This is a genomic window from Nostoc sp. DedQUE08 (assembly GCF_034530895.1).
Lineage (GTDB): Bacteria > Cyanobacteriota > Cyanobacteriia > Cyanobacteriales > Nostocaceae > Nostoc.
Window position 1 is genome coordinate 59,124 of sequence record NZ_JAVRCD010000024.1, and the last position, 17,084, is coordinate 76,207.

Consider the following 17,084-nt stretch of genomic DNA (forward strand, 5'->3'; position numbering starts at 1 on the left):
TATTTACCTAAATACTTTTACTGAGGTTTTTCCGTATAAATTACGTTAATTTGAGACGTTGATACCAAACTGACTCAGTGATTCTGTGTTTGCTAAAGCCTTAAAGTCCCAACAAAATCAAAATGTACAAAGCTTATCCGAAGTTTCGCCTATAGGTAAAATCTGGGACAAACATAGAGCTAATACTGATAAAGTTTTCCATTATTACGCTAAAGCAGACGAACATTGCTTTCAGCAGTATGCTTGGCGAGTGAGAATGTGTTCTGAGTTGCTGAAGTTTCAATTAGTGCCAGACGAATCAGAAGGTATTCTCAAGTTAAAGCTATCAGATGCCCGATTCTGTAGGGTTCGTCACTGTCCGGTTTGTCAGTGGCGGCGATCGCTCATGTGGAAAGCAAGAGCTTATAAAATTCTCCCACAGGTTGTTACTGATTACCCCAAGTACCGTTGGCTATTTGTTACTTTGACTGTAAGGAATTGCCAGATTGAGGAACTCAGGGAAAACTTGGATTCGATGAATAAAGCTTTTAAGCGATTCACTGAATTGAAAGCATGGCCTGCGAAAGGTTGGGTGAAGTCCATAGAAGTAACTAAAGGTAGAGATGGAGTCTCAGCACACCCGCATTTACATATTTTGGCAATGGTGCCGCCTTCGTATTTCAGTCACGGCTATCTTTCTCATGCCAAATGGGTAGCGTTCTGGCAGCAGTGCTTACGAATTGATTACCAGCCAATTATTCATACTAGCGCGATCGCTAAACATCATAACCCATCACTACTTATCCCAGAAATTCTCAAGTATCAGGTGAAAGAGTCAGATTTGGTGGGTGATAGAGAATGGTTTTTAGAGTTAACCCGTCAGCTACATAAAAGTAGAGCGATCGCTGTTGGGGGTATACTCAGGCAATATATGCGCGAATTAGAGGAGAAAAACCAAGACCTCATTAATGAAAGTGAAGAGACAGATGAGGTGGATGGAGAAAGTTTGTATTTCCGATGGGAGCCCAAGTTACAAAGATTTAATATAGAGTGATAACTCAGATTAGTCAATATACTCACTATCAAGCAGGTGCGGTGGTTTCAGCCCCTTAAAGAATGTAGAAGCAGAGTTCAAAAGATAGTGAGTATAAGCTGCATGACGATGGTGTGGATAACAAGATGCAAGACGATGATATTCAGAAACAGGAGCAATAAACCAAATCACTTTCCCACTAACATAAAAAGTGACACGGCGAATTTCCACAGATTGATACCAACGAAGAAAGTTAGGCTTAGTTGTGAAAGAGTAAGGAACAAAGATACGTCCAACAGGAATACCGGGAATTTCACAAAGATTAATCAAGAATTCTGGCATATTAAAACCTCATAAGTTGTCAAAAAAAAGAAACCTCTATCAGCCAAAGAGTGACTCAATGGAAAATACGGTTACAATTAGTTAATTCATTCTCCTCTCAGCGCGAAGCGTTTAAGAAAAAATATTTAAAGTCATGTTTACACCACAACTATTGGAGTAAAAATCTTTATTTTTTCTCATTAATTTTAGGCGTTAGCCGATGTTTTATCTAACCAAAAAGCACAAAAAATAAATACCAGTCATCCAAAAAACAGATGACTGATATTTATAAATTGCCTTTACTTGAAGCTAGTAAATAGCTTCGATAATTAAGTTATTTACTAGCTTGTTTTGAATAATTTAGGATTTCTCTAGAAGTGTTTACCTGTCATCTAGTTGGAGTAGCGATCGCCCCAGTAATATAATCCACTAGGGCATTTTTTAAACTTTATCTAAAATCTCCTCCTTCCCATATCTGAAGTTGTCTTTTAGCCGCAACTATGCAATTGAGATGCTTGGGTGGATACAGAAAATGGTCGTAAGCTAATGCCATCTGTCTAGCAGCTTCAGTATATGGCACTCGTCCTATTCCCGTACCCAATCCAGGACAGGCAATGGTGTTAATTTTTTGCCTAACGTGTTGATTATGGTGTCGAACTGACAGCAGCATCGCCCACATCGCAATATAAGGAATATCTGTCCCAGCAATAATCATGGGAACTCGCATCGTAGGGGTATGAGCCAAAAAAGGATGTTTGTGATGGCCTGTTTCCACAATCATTGATGTTCCCACAGGCTGTTCGCCCAAATAATCCTCAAGAATGCGCTGCTGGACTCTTGCCATTAAGGAAGGGCCGAAAAAACGGATAATTGCCGCATCTATGCCACCATCCATCATTCCAAAAGAGTTAGCAGGGCTGACCATACAATCAAAATCTGGCAACCACTCGAAATAGTTATTCACTATTTCTACATTGGGTAAGTAATTAAAATGTTCTTCAAAGGCTGCACACAACAAAGAGTCGGGAGCTACCAATATCAATTTCAAGCTTTCATTTCCTCCGCTTGAATATCTATTTTAAACGTCAGCTAGGGCAAATATCAACTGTCTGACTTTTCGCGTCAGCTAGAAAGGCCCACGAAAAACCTAACCCCCTAACCCCCAACTCGTCGCGGGAAGGGGGAAAATTCAAAGTCTCTCTCCTTTTAGGAGAGAGAAATAGAAGTGAGGTTTTTCAGATACCGTAAAAAGTCAGAACTGTTTGTCTGTATTATCAGCCTTGTCTTTTGTTTATACTACATATATAATACACAATATATCACCACTCAGTTGGTGACTGTTTGTCGCTTGAACAAAAGGAAATTTTATGATTCCCCGAACACGCATCCGAAATATTGGTATCTCTGCCCACATCGACTCTGGTAAAACTACGCTGTCAGAGCGAATTCTCTTCTACACGGGCAGAATCCACGCTATTGAGGAAGTGCGGGGAGGCGGTAAGGGTGCAACGATGGATTTTATGCCAGAGGAAAAACTACATGGTATAACCATCACTTCTGCTGCTACCACCTGCCAGTGGCACGATACGCAAATCAACCTGATTGATACACCTGGACACGTAGATTTCACAATTGAAGTGGAACGCGCCCTGCGGGTATTAGATGGGGCGGTCATGGTGCTGTGTGCTGTGGCGGGCGTGCAGTCCCAGTCCATTACGGTGGATCGGCAAATGAAGCGCTACCGAGTGCCGCGTTTGGCGTTCATCAACAAAATGGATCGGACGGGAGCAGATCCATTTCGTGTAGTACAGGGAATACGCGATCGCTTGCAACTAAATGCGGTATTACTCCAGTACCCGATTGGCAGTGAAGACCAATTCCAGGGAGTGATTGACCTGGTAGAAATGACTGCTGACTACTTTGAGGGTGAAAACGGGGAAAATCACGTCAAAAAGTCGATTCCCGAAGCTCTTAGGGATGAGGCGCAACAGGCACGCGAGAAGCTGCTAGATACTTTGTCACTGTTCTCAGAACCGATGACCGAGATGCTACTGGCGGGTGAGGAGATTCCCAAAGAATTAATTTGGCAAACCATCCGACAGGCAACCTTGAGCCTAGAATTCACGCCTGTACTGCTGGGTTCGGCATTCAAAAATAAAGGAGTGCAAAACTTATTGGATGCAGTTGCGCTCTATCTACCATCTCCCGTGGATAGAGAAGTGGTCAAAACCGCAGAGTTGGTGAGTGTCTACCCTAACCCCGATGCTTCTTTGGTGGCATTGGCATTTAAACTCACTGTCGAATCCTTTGGGCAGTTGACCTATACCCGGATTTACTCTGGGACGCTCAAACCAGGCGATACCGTCTACAACTCGCGGACTGAACAACGGGTGCAAATCGGTCGCTTGGTGAGAATGCACGCCAATAAGCGAGAAGAGGTAAAAGTTGCCGTTGCTGGGGATATTGTGGCTCTGTTGGGTGTGGATTGTGCTTCTGGTGATACATTCTGTACTGGGGAACCACTGCTATCTCTAGAGAAGATGTTTGTGCCGGAACCAGTAATTACGCTGGCAATTACGCCCAAGAAACAGGAAGATAGCGATCGCCTTTCCAAAGCACTCAATCGCTTTCAAAGGGAAGACCCCACCTTCCGGTTGAGTATCGACCCCGAATCAGGCGCAACTCTGATTTCTGGGATGGGCGAACTCCACTTGGAAATCTACCTCGAACGCATTCAACGAGAATATAATGCCGAGGTTTACGTTGGTAATCCTGCCGTGGCGTATCGAGAAACCATTGGACAACAAGCTACTTTTGACTACCGATTCAAGAAGCAGTCAGGCGGCCCCGGTCAGTACGCCCATATTACTGGGTGGATTGAACCCACAGATGAACCGTTTGTCTTTGAGAATCGGGTGGCTGGGGGTGCGATTCCCAAAGAATATATCCCGGCGTGTGAGAAAGGTTTCCGTGAGGCGATGCAATCAGGACAGCTGGAAGGCTATCCGGTAACTGGGGTGAAAGTCGTTCTGGATGGTGGTTCTTATCACCCAATTGACTCTTCAGAATTGGCTTTCCGGTCAGCATCTCATCAAGCAATTGAAGATGCGATCGCTAATGCAAAACCCTACATCCTGGAACCCATCATGCTTGTTGAGGTGGAAACACCCAACGAGTTTATGGGAAGGGTTCAGGGTGATTTATCCTCTCGTCGAGGTTTGTTGTTGGGTTCCGAGACAATGCAGGGATACACGGTGATTCGAGCAGAAGTACCGCTAGCGCGAATGTTTGGGTATTCTACAGAATTGCGATCGCTCACTTCTGGCATGGCTACTTTTTCAATGGAGTTTGCCTGCTATCGGCAGTCCTGAACCAAAATTAGCAATTAGTATCTCCAGCTTGTCCGATCAAAAAGACAAGCTGGAGCTTAATTAAATCATTTAATCAGAGAAAGCCGTAGGGCCCAGCAGTAAATACCGTTCGGTTAAGGAATTTCTTTGTTGAAGCAGGCTGTTCTTGAGCAAGGGAAGAAAAGAAGCTGTTCTTGAGAGAAGAATTACTGAACAATGACCCTCTTTTCTCCCCTACCTCTCATCTACCCCCTGCTTACCTCAACGCAGAAATTCCTTAACAAAACGGTATTGCCCCAACTGGGGAGAGCATCAACAACGCCGTTGCTCCCAGGTCTAATTATTCAGTCACGTCTTTATCATCAGTTTTTAGCGCCTTAAGAAGGTGTTTGAAAAGTTTTGAGGGGTCAAATTTTATGCTAATCGCTTCACCACTATCCTGCATAATCTTCTTGTGGAGTCGGGTCTTAATGCTTAATTTTATAGACTTAAATTTCTGCCAATAGAGAGATGTTTATTTAATACTAAATTCTTCTTTACTAGGTATCCTTGCAATAAAGGGATTTTTGCAATTGTATAAAAATTTGTACTTCGCTAAGTCCTCAGTAATTTATCATAATCCAAATAAGTATATCCAAGGGAAGAAATAATCTTAATGCAGATTTTTAGCAATTGATTTTTATCATAAATACTGTTAGCCTTATGATTTACAACTTATAACAATTTTGTGCAGATTAATTAGAAAATAATATATATGAGACAAAATTTATTGTTTTATAAAAAAGTCTATGGTATTAGCCTTAATTTTATAGTACAAAAAAATAATTAAAATGGTAAAATCAGAAATAGTTGAGCGTGTAGTAAAAGAAAGAATTGAATGGATTGATTGTTGGAAAGGTCTTGCCATAATTACAGTTGTTGTAGGACATATAGTCAACCCAATATCGAAATATATTTACTGGTTTCATATGCCGCTTTTTTTCTTTATCAGTGGATATCTTTATAAAGAAAAAACTGACTACTCTACTTTTTTGAAGAAAAAAATACTTCATCTTCTAGTACCCTACTTTTCGTTTCTTTTTTTATTTACTCTACTCCAGTATTTACCATTGATAATTGACAGTTGGCAGCAAAAAAAGTTATTGCCGATAGATCAAATTATCATATATACATTGATGATAATTTGGAAACAATTATATGGTGGGGCAAATCTGGTACTTTGGTTTGGTGTATTTTGGTTTGTAACTTGTTTATTTCTTACGCAGCAGTTATATAACCCGATCTATATAAAGTTTGGCTCTAATAATTGGCTGATGATAAAAATTATTCTTGGCTGTTATTGTTTAGCAATGATTAATTATTACTTCTTTAAAAATATTATTTTCCCTTGGAATATTAATGTAGTTGCAATGGCACTTCCGTTTTACTGGTTAGGACACATGGCAGCTAAATCATTATTAATTAATTCGAGAATATTGATATTAGTAATAATAATAATATTTTTGGCTGCATTTTTACTAGATACTGGGTCTTTGCTGTATTTCAATTATAATATGAAAAATGCCACTTATGGTGTATTAATTTTTAATGTAATCATAGCTTTGTCTGGTATTATTATTACACAGCAATTAGCGGTACTACTTCATAATAAATCTTACATAGGAAATGCCCTACGCGAACTTGGTAGTGCTTCTATGCTCATTATGTATTTGCATCAACCAATACAAATAACTATTAAAAATTACCCAATATTTGCATCTCCAGGAATTAGGGTAATAGGTGCATTATTGATTTCATATATTATCTACAAACTTATCATCAATTATTCAATTATGCGTAAGCTTTTCTTGGGTGATTTTTCAACTTATGCAGTAGTGGAAACTATCAAGAACTCAAAAGTATAAATTTGCACCCAATACTTTTCGGTTGTGGACACCGCCAGCACTGCGGTGTAAAGGCTATGCCAAAAGTGTGGTAGCAGGTTCATTGTTATAGCTGGGGACTGGGGACTGGGGACTGGGGACTGGGTGAAAAGTCTTTTTGTGTTTAGGTTCGATCGTCTGTTGATGTCCTAACACTACTGGCGACGGCTATAAATGCGCGATCGCTCTTAGTAAAACGTGCCATCCTATTTACAGGTGCTAATAACCAAGCAGCCCAAGCAGTTTATCAACAAATTGGCTTTTTGCCTACTGGCGAGAAGTATGGCTTAGTCTTATTTGAAGAGACTCAGAATTGAGAAATATTGAGTTAAAGGTTGGAGGCGCAACACCTTACGCCCTTGCGATCCATTTATATTTTAGCTATTTCTGGATTTGCTGGAATTGATTTTGTAGTCTCTACTGAATTGATTGTAATACTTGAATTATGAGCCAGTATCGTTTCAAACAGTCATTCTCTGACGATCCCAGCTTAAGCGATAAGCTTTTTGACTTGATGGAAGTCACATTTCCCGGACTCAGCAGTTTAGCAGAATGTGCAAGAAAACTAGGTGCATCCTGGGAAACAGCTTCAACTCCCTTTATTCGCTTTCATGATGATATAGCTATTACCCATGTGGGAGTGTTAGAAATTCCCATGCAAATTATGGGACAAAGGCTCACTGTCGGAGGAGTTCATGGAGTAGCTACCCGTGCAGAATTTCGCCGGAGAGGGTATTACCGGGAAGTGATGCAGGAAGTGCTAGGGTATTGCGATCGCGATCGCCTTTATGAAACCCTGGTACTGACGACACCACAACCAGAGTTGTACTTACCTTTTGGCTTTCGTGTTGTCGAAGAACACATCTTCAAAATTAAGTGTAACTCCACAGGTGGCACTGATAGCTTCAAAATACTGGATTTTACCAATACTAAAGATTACACATTGCTACACAGACTTTTGGAAACACGCATTCCTGTCTCTAATATAGTTGGCGTAGTCAACGAAAAACCTGTGTTCTGTGTCAATGAAGGAAGTCGTCCTTTATATTATGCAGAAGATTTAGATTTAATCGCCTGTATGGAGATAGAAGATAACCGACTTCATCTTTTCGATTTAGTGACAACGCAGATATGTTCTTTGAAGAATATTCTTAGTAAGATACCTCAACCCATTGAAGAAGTAGTGATTTACTTTAGTCCAGAACTTCTGGATGTCAAAGATGTGCAAGCATTCACCCATACATTTGATGAAACCGTGCTGATGGTTCGTGGTAAATTTGCAGCAGAAGGCGAGAAATTTATGCTGCCGCGTTCTGCAAGGTGTTGAGTTACTCAAAAACAATTAAATCATAATAGAACTGAGAGTTTCATCATCAGGATTGCTTTATGATGTATCAAACTGACCCGCCGCGATCGCCAAAAGATGTATTGCCAACCATGTACGATCTTCCTAGTGAAGACCCAGAGGAGCCTGGTTTGCCCGATCAGTTTCATTTATTGCAACCTCGTCTGTTAGACGAAACCTTTCGTCCACCAAATTATCCAAGCGACGAGATATTTGTTGCTAGCGATCTGAATCTTTATTACGATCCGCGCCGTCCACTATGGTATAAGCGACCAGATTGGTTTGCCGTTTTAGGTGTTTCCCGCCTCTATGAACAACGAGATTTACGTTTAAGTTATGTCGTTTGGCAAGAGGGAGTTCAGCCTTTTATTGTGGTTGAATTGCTGTCTCCAGGTACTGAAAAGGAAGACTTAGGGCAAACATTGCGGGATATCAAGCAACCACCAGCAAAGTGGGAAGTATATGAGCAGATTTTGCGTGTGCCTTATTATATAGTATTCGATCGCTACAAATATGAGTTAAGGGTATTTAAGTTAGACGGTGGTCGTTATGCTGAAATCGCACTGTCAGAGTCGCGCTTCTGGATACCAGAACTAGAAGTAGGCTTGGGTGTTTGGCAGGGACGCTATCAAGATGTAGAACAGCCTTGGTTACGGTGGTATGATTGGACAGGCTGCTGGGTATTGACTTCTATAGAACAAGAAAGTCAAAGGGCTGAACAAGAAAGTCAACGGGCTGAACAGCAAAGTCAACGGGCTGAACGGTTGATTGCACAATTGCGATCGCTAGGTGTTGAACCCGATTTAGATTAGCTTTTTGCCTGTTTTATAGCCCTGCAAACCACTCATAGCCTCGATCTTCCCAATAACCTTTAGTAGGTAATAAATTGCTGACGAATGTAATTTGAGTTACCCATTTGCTTTGCTTGTAGCCTAGTTTAATTGGGGATGCTAGGCGCATCGGCGCACCATTATCAACTGATAAGGGTTGTCCATTCTTTTGATAAGCCATGAGAGTTTGGGGATGTATGGCAGAAGCAAGATCCCAGCTTTCATAGTAGCCATCGGCAGATTTGAAGTAGACATAACGGACGTTTGACTTAGGCTGTACTAGCGCTACTAAATCTCGTAATCGCACACCTCCCCATTGAACGATCGCAGCCCAGCCTTCAACACAGACATGGCGAATTACCATTGAAGTCAAGGGTAGTTTTTGAATATCTGCCATACTCAATTGCATCGCATTATTGACCTCACCATCAATTATTAAGCGAAACTGTGCCGGATCGATTTGCGGGGTAAAGTCAAAGGTATTTACCAGCAATTTATCGGCTTCTATGGCACTGACAGGAAATTCAGGTATAGGTTTTTGAGTTAGCAGAAGTGCTTCAAGACTTTGGTTTAGTGGCTCAGATATTTGCCGCAGATTATCTGAGAACAAATTTGTTCCACAGCCACCAAGAAGAAAGCCTACCCCTGAAAGTCCAGATACTTGCAGTAACCGACGACGGGATAGGGTACGTTTGGGAAGAATCAGACTCATAAAACCTCTACAGAAACATAGATTTTACTAATTTGACTAATTCAAGGGTTAAAGCAAAGGTAAAAGTCAATATTTCGCATTTATCTGCCTTGCGATCGCCAACCTAAAGATTGTAAGTTAGTTACACACATAAAAATCCCCACGCATTTATTTTCTACTGATAACGGATATTTAATTTGTCTTAAGCGCTATTTTAAAAATATAAAAAACCCTAATTAGCTACAACTTTCAAATATGTCAGACAACAAAGAATTTTCATCCGAAAAAAGCTTTTCTGTTAAAAATGTCTTGATTATAGGTGCAGCCGGGTATATTGGCGGAGCGCTGTGTCAAAAGTTTTCTCAGACACAAGATTTTGCCGTATTGGCACTTGTACGTCCGAGTAGTGATATTGAGGGTATAAAGCCTTTTTGCAAAGAAATAATCCGCTCTCAAGAGGTAGACATTTCCAGCAATGATGTTGCACAAGCAATTCGCAAGCATGATATTACAACAGTAATTAATGTAGCGTGGCACATGCCTCCAGAATCAACCCAAGAAGCTCAATTCGCTTTAGACCGTATAGCATTAGAAGCCGCTTTATACGGTACTAGTGCAGTTTCGCCAGATATTCATGTAATTACAACCAGTGGAAATTTCTCTTTGATTACCGCCAATGGAGGACGAATAACAGAAATACCTCCGCCAAAAGGTTATACACGACCCGAATATTTAGTATGTTTTGACTTACTATCAGGTGTAAATGTGTTGAAAGATGTGCTAGTAGAAGAATATATCAGCAATGGAGGTAACGCCTCGATTGTCTATCCTTCATCAGTATATGGTTCAGCACCAACTCGTGGCAGTTTCTGGGATTTTGCAATTCAGCAGTTCATTACAGGGAAACCATACCAAGGCTATCAGCCATTTCCACCAGATTTTATGACGGCGTGGATTCATGTTGAAGATTTAGCAAACTGCTACATTGCGGTAGCGCGATTTGGCTCCAAAGGAGGACACTACCTTGCTGCACCTGAAAATTTTAGTATTAGCCAGGTGTCAAAAATGTTTGCCCAAGCTGCTCAGGTAGAATTTATTCCCCCAGTCTTTGAAAACAAAGACAAAGTTATATTTGATGATTCTCATACTAGAGAAGTACTTCAACTTCAATGGAAGTATAAACTGGCTGATGAGATGAAAGGTTGGGTAGAGAGAATAAAAGAGTTAGGAACTTATTTTTTAGAGTAAATCAGGGGTAAATAACTAGTCAATTGTTCGATGAGCTTGATTAAAGCCATCCGTCAACGTCACCGACGAATGGCTGCTCGCTCTATTGTTATTCCTTTCCCCCTTACCCTTTACCCTTTCCCGACAAATGCCAAGAAGTCTATTATGGGAGGTTTTAAGACTTTATCAATAAGTATGTAATTACGAATTACGTTAGCGCAGCGTTAGCGACGCAGGAGCGTCATTACGAATTACGAATTATATTGCAATCCTTCAGCACTGCTACCAATTTTTCAATATGTGCTACTTCATGAGTTGCCATCACGGATATTCTGATTCGACTTGTGGGCACTGTGGGGGGACGAATTGCTGGGGCAAAAATGCCAGCATCTCTTAGCTGTTTTCCAGCTTTGAGTGCATCTGTAGCATTAGGCAATTGAAAACATAATATGGGTGATTCAGAAGGCAGCAATTTCAGGTTAGGTAACTGTTGCAGCAAAGTTTTCAAGTAATGTATATTCCTCCACAATTGGGCGCGGCGTTGCGGTTCTTGTTGCACTATTTTAATTGCTGCTAAAGCCGCGGCTGTATCAGCAGGTGAAAGCCCAGTGGTATAAATCCAACTGGGTGCGCGGTTTTGCAAAAAGTCAATTAGGGCGCTACTTCCTGCTACATACCCGCCTAAACTACCTAAAGCTTTACTCAAAGTGCCAACTTGAATTAATTGCTTTCCCGTACATCCAAAATGCTCTACACACCCAGCGCCAGTTTTTCCTAGTACTCCAGTGGCATGAGCTTCATCGACTAGCAGCATACAGCTAAATTCATCAGCGAGATCCAACAGTGCAGGCAACGGACATAAATCGCCATCCATGCTGAAAACGCTATCAGTAAGAATCAAACAGCGTCGGTAGTTTTGTCGCTGTTGACTCAACTGAGTTTTCAATACTGCCAGATCGCAGTGTGGATATTCCACCACTGCTGCACCGCTAAGAATCGCTCCATTTTTCAGACTGGAATGATTGTACTGGTCAGAAAATATTAAATCGCGCTTGCCCACAAGAGCGGTAATTGCACCCAAATTTGCTAGATACCCGGAACTAAACACCAAGGCATCTTCTGTTTGTTTGGTAGATGCGATCGCCTCTTCTAACTCCCTGTGTAACTCCCGATGCCCACTGAGTAATCTCGAACCAGTACTACCAGTCCCAAATTCCGCGATCGCAGCAGTTGCAGCCGCCATCAACCGTTCATCTCCAGCCAATCCCAAATAGTCATTGCTGGCAAAATTAATTACCTCTTGCCCAGCTAAAACCACCGTTGCACCCGGACGACCACTGATCGGTTGTACTGAGCGATACCAGTCCGCCCGATGAATTGTTGCTAACGACTGTTCTAGCCAAGCATAAGGATCGGTGGGGAATGGGGACTGGGGACTGGGGATTGGGAATTGGGAATTGGGCATTGGGCATTGGGCATTGGGCAGGGGGCATTGGGCAGGGGGCAGGGGGCAGGGGGAGAATAACTAATAACAAATGACAAATGACAAATGACCAATGACAAATGACAACTAAACTTGTTCGCTACTGAGATGAGCGATCGCTTGTTTAATCCAGTCTTCGACATAGGCATCTTTGGGTAGTCCGATGTCTTCGCTGACTACATGGAGGGCGTGACTGACTTCATGGGCAGTATATCCCAAGGCGAAGAGGGTCATTTGCACTTCTTCGAGAATTCCTGGTGCTGGCCCGCCTGTGGCGACGAAGAACCCGGCTGATTTGCGCCACTCGACTAATTTGCTTTTCAGTTCCAAACAGATGCGTTCAGCGATTTTTTTACCGACACCGGGAGCCTGAATGAGGATTTGTGTATTGCCAGCGATAATTGCTTGGACTAAATCTGGTAGTTCCAGAGTGTCTAAGAGGGCGATCGCTAAGGCTGCACCAATACCTGTGACAGTCAGCAAGTGGCGAAATAAATCGCGTTCGGCTGGGGAAGCAAAGCCATAAAGAAAGGGCACTTCTTCACGAATTTGCAAATGGGTAAAAATTTGCGTTACTCCTCCCGACTCTGGTAACTGGTTTGCTAGGCGTTGGGGAACTTGCAAATCATACCCCAAGCCATTCACTTCCAGAGTCAGAATCACGCGATTAGCGCCAATTGTTTGGATACCAGCGACTATACCTTTTAAATAACTAATCATTACAAGAGACCAAAATAATTTAAGCCTTCGATAATTCCACCTGCACAAAATCCTCTTGCCAGGTAGTGATAGTCTGCGGGATGCTCATTGTGCCATTGGAGTAACTCTTTTCGGGCATTCCCCACAATGATTCCCCGTTCGTTGCCTACAGCAAATAAAGCAATATCATTACCCGAATCACCACAGACAACTGTTTGTTCTGCTGCAAATTTCCACTTCTGGCGCAAAAACTGCATTGCTTGACCTTTATCGCTGGTCAGGGGTACAATGTCAAGGTCTATTCCGCTACTGTAGATTAACTTTACATTTAATTTAGCTTTTTGCAACTCAGCTTCAAGTTGTGGTAGAACATTCGCAGATACTTCTTGTTCTAAAAAACAACTCACTTTGAAGGGACGCTGTTCTGAATCTGGTTGCCGAACTAACTCAGGATATTTTTTTGTAATAGATAATACAGTTTCCCGTTCCCATCCGGGAGAAAGGATTTCTGACCAACCTGAGTCTGGAGTATCAGTACCATCAAGGTAAATTTCTGTACCCACAGATAGGACGAGGGCATCGGGTTGCAAAAGATTTTTTTGAGCTTGGAGTTCTTTGTAAAGTACAGGCGATCGCCCCGTAGAATAAACGATTTTAGTGCCGTATTCTTGGCGATGTCTCTCCAACAGTTGATTTAGTTCTGGTAAAGCGCTGTCATCGCCCACAGTGCGGTATACGAGGGTGTCATCTAAGTCGGTTACAAACAGAAATGGTTTCATGATTAATACCTCTTGCAAAATCTCGTTATTCTACCGCGTGAAGGGGCTTTTGCAAGAGATTTGTTTGTTAAAAACAAAATATGTCAGATATTCAATTCAAGATTAAGGATAGTTAGAATTATTGTCAGTAAAAGGTCAATACCTTTGCCAATTTACGAGGATTCAAAGCCAATAGAAACGGGATGAATACGATCTAATATCGTGTCCGGTTAAAGACTTATCATTAAGACGGCAGGGTGTAGGAGGCAGGGAGAAAGAGGTTTTCCTGGTTTTTGCACAGATGCAGGAATTATAACTAATTAGGCGGACATGATATAAATATCTAATTGGCAAAAATCTGAGTTAATAAAATAGAATCCTTTCTCTTCATCGTTTTATTTTGGCGAAGGTATTGATTAAACGACACTTATTTAGTTGATCTTTACTATGCACTACTACCCACGGTCAAATTACTGATTAATTGAGGGGCGTTATGTCAGGAATAACTCAAAATAGGCGGTTTTGGTATAGTTCTTTGATTTTGACGGGTATGTTTATTGTTTCTTTGCAAGGGCGTGTTTTTGCTCAATCTCAACTTCCCTTGATTAGCGGAATTGACAACGATTTGATTGAAGACAATGGCTCTCCTAACTTGTTTTTTCTCAACCCGAATGAAATTATTTTTGGGCCAAGCTGCTACAGTCGAGGTTTTGCTCAAAGCAAGTTTGTTATTCTCGGACGCGGCGGTTTACCATCCAATCCTAAAGATATTCTCGACCCTGATGTAATACTAATAGATTTGGTATCTCTTAAACCCAGTAACAAAAAGCGTTCCCTACTACCTGTCAGGATTAAACCAACTATTTACATTCCTAAACGTATTGTTGAGGCTAGAGGAGTGATGCTAAATGCCTTTGGACAAATAGTTCTTAGTGCTAATCCAGCCATTCTTACTCCTTATACTTCCAGGCAAAAGCCTATGCAGTGTTATGGTAACTAAAGTTACTCATAATTTTGCCGTGTCTTGTTTGCTGATGTTGTTTAACAGCATCACAACTACACCTGCTAAAGCGCAGTTACCTCAAAACAATTCTCCCTTGCTTAAGTTACTTGAGCGAGTGCAGGATGTCCAGCCACCAACTAAAACACAATTAACACCACCGTCTCCAGCACCTCAACTACCCCCTCCATCCCAATTACTCCAACCATATCAAGGGCTACCCACACTAGAGCAACCACTCCTTGAAATTCCCTACACTTTCACTGTTAAACAGTTTGAAGTCGTTGGTAGTACGGTTTTTAGCCAAAAAAAGTTGAATGAAGTACTTAAGGACTTTATCAACAAATCGATTACTTTTGCACAATTATTAGAAGCTCGTTCCAAAATTACCGAATTATACAATCAAAAGGGATACATTACTTCTGAAGCTTATATTCCTGAACAAACTTTCACAGATGGTGTTGTCCGAATCCAGGTAATCGAAGGCAAATTAGAGGATATTCAAGTCACTGGTACTAGGCGACTTAACCCAAATTATATTCGCAGTCGTATAGCTAATGGTGCATCCACCCCTTTGAATCAAAAACGCCTATTACAGTCCCTGCAACTATTGCAGCTTAATCCTTTAATTAAAAGCTTGTCTGCTGAACTGTTTACTGGCTCACGAACCGATACTAGTTTACTGGCCATCAAGGTAACTGAGGCAAATACATTCAATACAAAAATCGTACTGGACAATCGTCCTCCCCCTGATTCTGGTAGCTTTCGTCGCCAACTGCAAGTTAAAGAATCCAATCTACTGGGAATTGGAGATAGTATATCATTAGTATACAGCAATACTGATGGCAGTAATGCTATAGATGCCAATTACACCTTACCTCTCAATCCCCACAATGGCACTCTCACCTTCCGCTATGGCAATAGACCAGCCAATACTATTGAACGTCCTTTTAATTTCCTAGATATTGAATCAACCCCCCAACGTTACGAACTCACATTCCGCCAGCCACTACTCCAAACTCCTAACCAAGAATTCGCTCTTGGAATCACTGCTTATCATATAGAAAGTAAAATTTCCTCTTCTATTCTAGAAGAATATGGTTTTCCCCTTTTTCTACTCTCACCAGGAGTTGATGCACAAGGACGCACTAGAGTATCTGCCCTGCGATTCTTTCAAGAATGGATTTCCCGTAATAGCCAAGAAGTAATTGCCGCTCGTTCTCAATTTAGTTTGGGAATTGATGCATTCAATGCCACAATCAATGATACCCCTCCTGATAGCCGTTTTTTCGCTTGGCGAGGCCAAGCACAATGGGTACGCCTATTAGCTCCTGATACCCTACTTTTGATTCGTAGCGATGTGCAACTAGCTTCCACAAGACTTTTAGCTTCTGAAAAATTTCGTTTAGGTGGTGTAAATAGTGTTCGGCGATTCCGTCAAGATTTGTTGTTGGGAGATAATGGCGCTCTTGCTTCTGCTGAATTACGACTACCAATTTTACGTGTGCGTTCCTGGAAGGGAGTTCTACAAGTGACTCCTTTTGTTGATGTTGGTACTACTTGGAGTAATTCGTCTAATAGAAATGAAAATAGTATTAACACTAACACTCTAGCTGCTGTTGGTTTGGGTTTGCGGTGGTTACAAGGTAATAATTTTACTGCTGCTGTTGAGTGGGGTATTCCTTTAGTTTCTGTTGATACTTCAAATAATACATGGCAAGAAAATGGTCTGTATTTTTTTGTACAATACAATTTATTTTGATTTCAAAAGTTAAAATTTAGGCTAATAACCCAAGCGTGTTAGAGGAAGAAAAGCCGCCTGTGGTAGCAGATTCGGATATCGATGATACATAGAGCCAATCCGCTTCGTTGCTGATAGAAAACCAAGATTGCGGTATTGAGGCGGTAATACCTTATGAAGGAAAAATTTCCGCCCCACCTGCCGCGCCGAAAATTGAAAAATGCTCAAATCAAGGACAAGCCCAACAATGCCCTAACTGAATCAACAAATCTTTTCCCACAGCTAAACTCAGTTGTAGAAAGAGCGATCGCTAATATGCAGTCTTTGTCTCGTTCCCATGCTCTGCATAGGAATAGCTTATTAGAGGCTCCGCCTCCAGTCAAGACATTGAGTCAAAGACTCAATGAATGCATTCCCAGGCTGCGCCTGGGAACGAGTCAAGCCTCATCAAACCAAGTTTTTTAGGACTTGTGTATACACCCTAGCTTCTTAAGATATCTATTATATTTCAGGAAATAAATTAATTTATAAGTCCATTACAATGATTGTTGCAAAGACTTAAGCCTTTCTTATACATGGAAGAACATTTGTTGCAAAGTATTAAGCCTTTTCAAAAAATAATTATACATTAGCTGCAAATACTTAAACCTTTCTTATATATGGAAGAGCAATTGTTGGAAAGTATTAAGCCTTTCCAAAAAATAA

15 protein-coding genes are annotated in these 17,084 nt (G+C 41.3%); 9 read left to right on the top strand and 6 right to left on the bottom strand.

The features are described from left to right. Positions 1 to 85: 85 nt before the first annotated feature. Positions 86 to 1,033 (top strand): protein rep, encoded by a 948-nt coding sequence (locus tag RMY64_RS17530; RefSeq protein ID WP_322700720.1) that lies wholly within the window; start codon positions 86 to 88, stop codon positions 1,031 to 1,033. Between the two features lie 9 nt (positions 1,034 to 1,042). Here the strand turns inward: RMY64_RS17530 and RMY64_RS17535 are convergent, their stop codons facing one another. Then, the gene (locus tag RMY64_RS17535; RefSeq protein WP_322700721.1) at positions 1,043 to 1,354 is read right to left on the bottom strand and encodes a hypothetical protein; all 312 of its coding nucleotides are present in this window, start codon (positions 1,352 to 1,354) and stop codon (positions 1,043 to 1,045) included. Positions 1,355 to 1,781: 427 nt separating this feature from the next. After that, positions 1,782 to 2,381, bottom strand: a complete 600-nt coding sequence (locus tag RMY64_RS17540; protein WP_322700722.1) for a macro domain-containing protein — start codon at positions 2,379 to 2,381, stop codon at positions 1,782 to 1,784. Between the two features lie 319 nt (positions 2,382 to 2,700). Here RMY64_RS17540 and fusA point away from each other — a divergent pair, with 319 nt between their 5' ends. From fusA to RMY64_RS17560, 4 genes are all read left to right on the top strand, one after another. Next, the gene (fusA, locus tag RMY64_RS17545) at positions 2,701 to 4,704 is read left to right on the top strand and encodes an elongation factor G (protein ID WP_322700723.1); all 2,004 of its coding nucleotides are present in this window, start codon (positions 2,701 to 2,703) and stop codon (positions 4,702 to 4,704) included. A gap of 809 nt (positions 4,705 to 5,513) precedes the next feature. Then, entirely contained in the window at positions 5,514 to 6,587 is a 1,074-nt protein-coding gene (locus RMY64_RS17550; RefSeq protein WP_322700724.1) for an acyltransferase family protein, read from the top strand. Positions 6,588 to 7,050: 463 nt separating this feature from the next. Continuing rightward, positions 7,051 to 7,932, top strand: a complete 882-nt coding sequence (locus RMY64_RS17555) for a GNAT family N-acetyltransferase (RefSeq protein WP_322700725.1) — start codon at positions 7,051 to 7,053, stop codon at positions 7,930 to 7,932. 62 nt (positions 7,933 to 7,994) lie between these two features. Next, positions 7,995 to 8,762: a Uma2 family endonuclease gene (locus RMY64_RS17560; RefSeq protein ID WP_322700739.1), complete on the top strand. Its 768-nt coding sequence runs from the start codon at positions 7,995 to 7,997 to the stop codon at positions 8,760 to 8,762. Positions 8,763 to 8,775: 13 nt separating this feature from the next. Here RMY64_RS17560 and RMY64_RS17565 read toward each other — a convergent pair whose 3' ends face one another. Next, complete coding sequence (locus RMY64_RS17565; protein ID WP_322673724.1) at positions 8,776 to 9,492, bottom strand: molybdopterin-dependent oxidoreductase; 717 nt, start codon at positions 9,490 to 9,492, stop codon at positions 8,776 to 8,778. Between the two features lie 234 nt (positions 9,493 to 9,726). On the opposite strand from RMY64_RS17565, the gene RMY64_RS17570 reads away from it, so the two are divergent. Beyond that, a complete protein-coding gene (locus RMY64_RS17570) occupies positions 9,727 to 10,719 on the top strand; it encodes an NAD-dependent epimerase/dehydratase family protein (RefSeq protein WP_322673723.1) in 993 nt (330 codons plus the stop codon). Between the two features lie 223 nt (positions 10,720 to 10,942). On the opposite strand, the gene bioF is transcribed toward RMY64_RS17570, so the two are convergent. The 3 genes from bioF to RMY64_RS17585 form a co-directional block, all read right to left on the bottom strand. After that, complete coding sequence (gene bioF, locus RMY64_RS17575; protein WP_322700726.1) at positions 10,943 to 12,163, bottom strand: 8-amino-7-oxononanoate synthase; 1,221 nt, start codon at positions 12,161 to 12,163, stop codon at positions 10,943 to 10,945. 105 nt (positions 12,164 to 12,268) lie between these two features. Beyond that, positions 12,269 to 12,901 (bottom strand): Holliday junction branch migration protein RuvA, encoded by a 633-nt coding sequence (ruvA, locus tag RMY64_RS17580; RefSeq protein ID WP_099101282.1) that lies wholly within the window; start codon positions 12,899 to 12,901, stop codon positions 12,269 to 12,271. Further along, positions 12,901 to 13,659 (bottom strand): sucrose-phosphate phosphatase, encoded by a 759-nt coding sequence (locus RMY64_RS17585; RefSeq protein ID WP_322700727.1) that lies wholly within the window; start codon positions 13,657 to 13,659, stop codon positions 12,901 to 12,903. Before RMY64_RS17585 ends, ruvA begins: the two co-directional genes overlap by 1 nt. A gap of 472 nt (positions 13,660 to 14,131) precedes the next feature. On the opposite strand from RMY64_RS17585, the gene RMY64_RS17590 reads away from it, so the two are divergent. From RMY64_RS17590 to RMY64_RS17600, 3 genes are all read left to right on the top strand, one after another. After that, a complete protein-coding gene (locus RMY64_RS17590) occupies positions 14,132 to 14,638 on the top strand; it encodes a hypothetical protein (protein ID WP_322700728.1) in 507 nt (168 codons plus the stop codon). Continuing rightward, a complete protein-coding gene (locus RMY64_RS17595) occupies positions 14,628 to 16,400 on the top strand; it encodes a ShlB/FhaC/HecB family hemolysin secretion/activation protein (protein WP_322700729.1) in 1,773 nt (590 codons plus the stop codon). Before RMY64_RS17590 ends, RMY64_RS17595 begins: the two co-directional genes overlap by 11 nt. A gap of 153 nt (positions 16,401 to 16,553) precedes the next feature. Then, a complete protein-coding gene (locus tag RMY64_RS17600) occupies positions 16,554 to 16,844 on the top strand; it encodes a hypothetical protein (protein ID WP_322700730.1) in 291 nt (96 codons plus the stop codon). Positions 16,845 to 17,084: the final 240 nt, after the last annotated feature.

Coding starts and splice junctions, on each gene's coding strand:
- RMY64_RS17535 (WP_322700721.1), bottom strand. CDS start 1,354: ATGCCAGAATTCTTGATTAATCTTTGTGAAATTCCCGGTATTCCTGTT.
- fusA (WP_322700723.1), top strand. CDS start 2,701: ATGATTCCCCGAACACGCATCCGAAATATTGGTATCTCTGCCCACATC.
- RMY64_RS17550 (WP_322700724.1), top strand. CDS start 5,514: ATGGTAAAATCAGAAATAGTTGAGCGTGTAGTAAAAGAAAGAATTGAA.
- RMY64_RS17555 (WP_322700725.1), top strand. CDS start 7,051: ATGAGCCAGTATCGTTTCAAACAGTCATTCTCTGACGATCCCAGCTTA.
- RMY64_RS17560 (WP_322700739.1), top strand. CDS start 7,995: ATGTATCAAACTGACCCGCCGCGATCGCCAAAAGATGTATTGCCAACC.
- RMY64_RS17565 (WP_322673724.1), bottom strand. CDS start 9,492: ATGAGTCTGATTCTTCCCAAACGTACCCTATCCCGTCGTCGGTTACTG.
- RMY64_RS17570 (WP_322673723.1), top strand. CDS start 9,727: ATGTCAGACAACAAAGAATTTTCATCCGAAAAAAGCTTTTCTGTTAAA.
- bioF (WP_322700726.1), bottom strand. CDS start 12,163: ATGCCCAATTCCCAATTCCCAATCCCCAGTCCCCAGTCCCCATTCCCC.
- ruvA (WP_099101282.1), bottom strand. CDS start 12,901: ATGATTAGTTATTTAAAAGGTATAGTCGCTGGTATCCAAACAATTGGC.
- RMY64_RS17585 (WP_322700727.1), bottom strand. CDS start 13,659: ATGAAACCATTTCTGTTTGTAACCGACTTAGATGACACCCTCGTATAC.
- RMY64_RS17590 (WP_322700728.1), top strand. CDS start 14,132: ATGTCAGGAATAACTCAAAATAGGCGGTTTTGGTATAGTTCTTTGATT.
- RMY64_RS17595 (WP_322700729.1), top strand. CDS start 14,628: ATGGTAACTAAAGTTACTCATAATTTTGCCGTGTCTTGTTTGCTGATG.
- RMY64_RS17600 (WP_322700730.1), top strand. CDS start 16,554: ATGAAGGAAAAATTTCCGCCCCACCTGCCGCGCCGAAAATTGAAAAAT.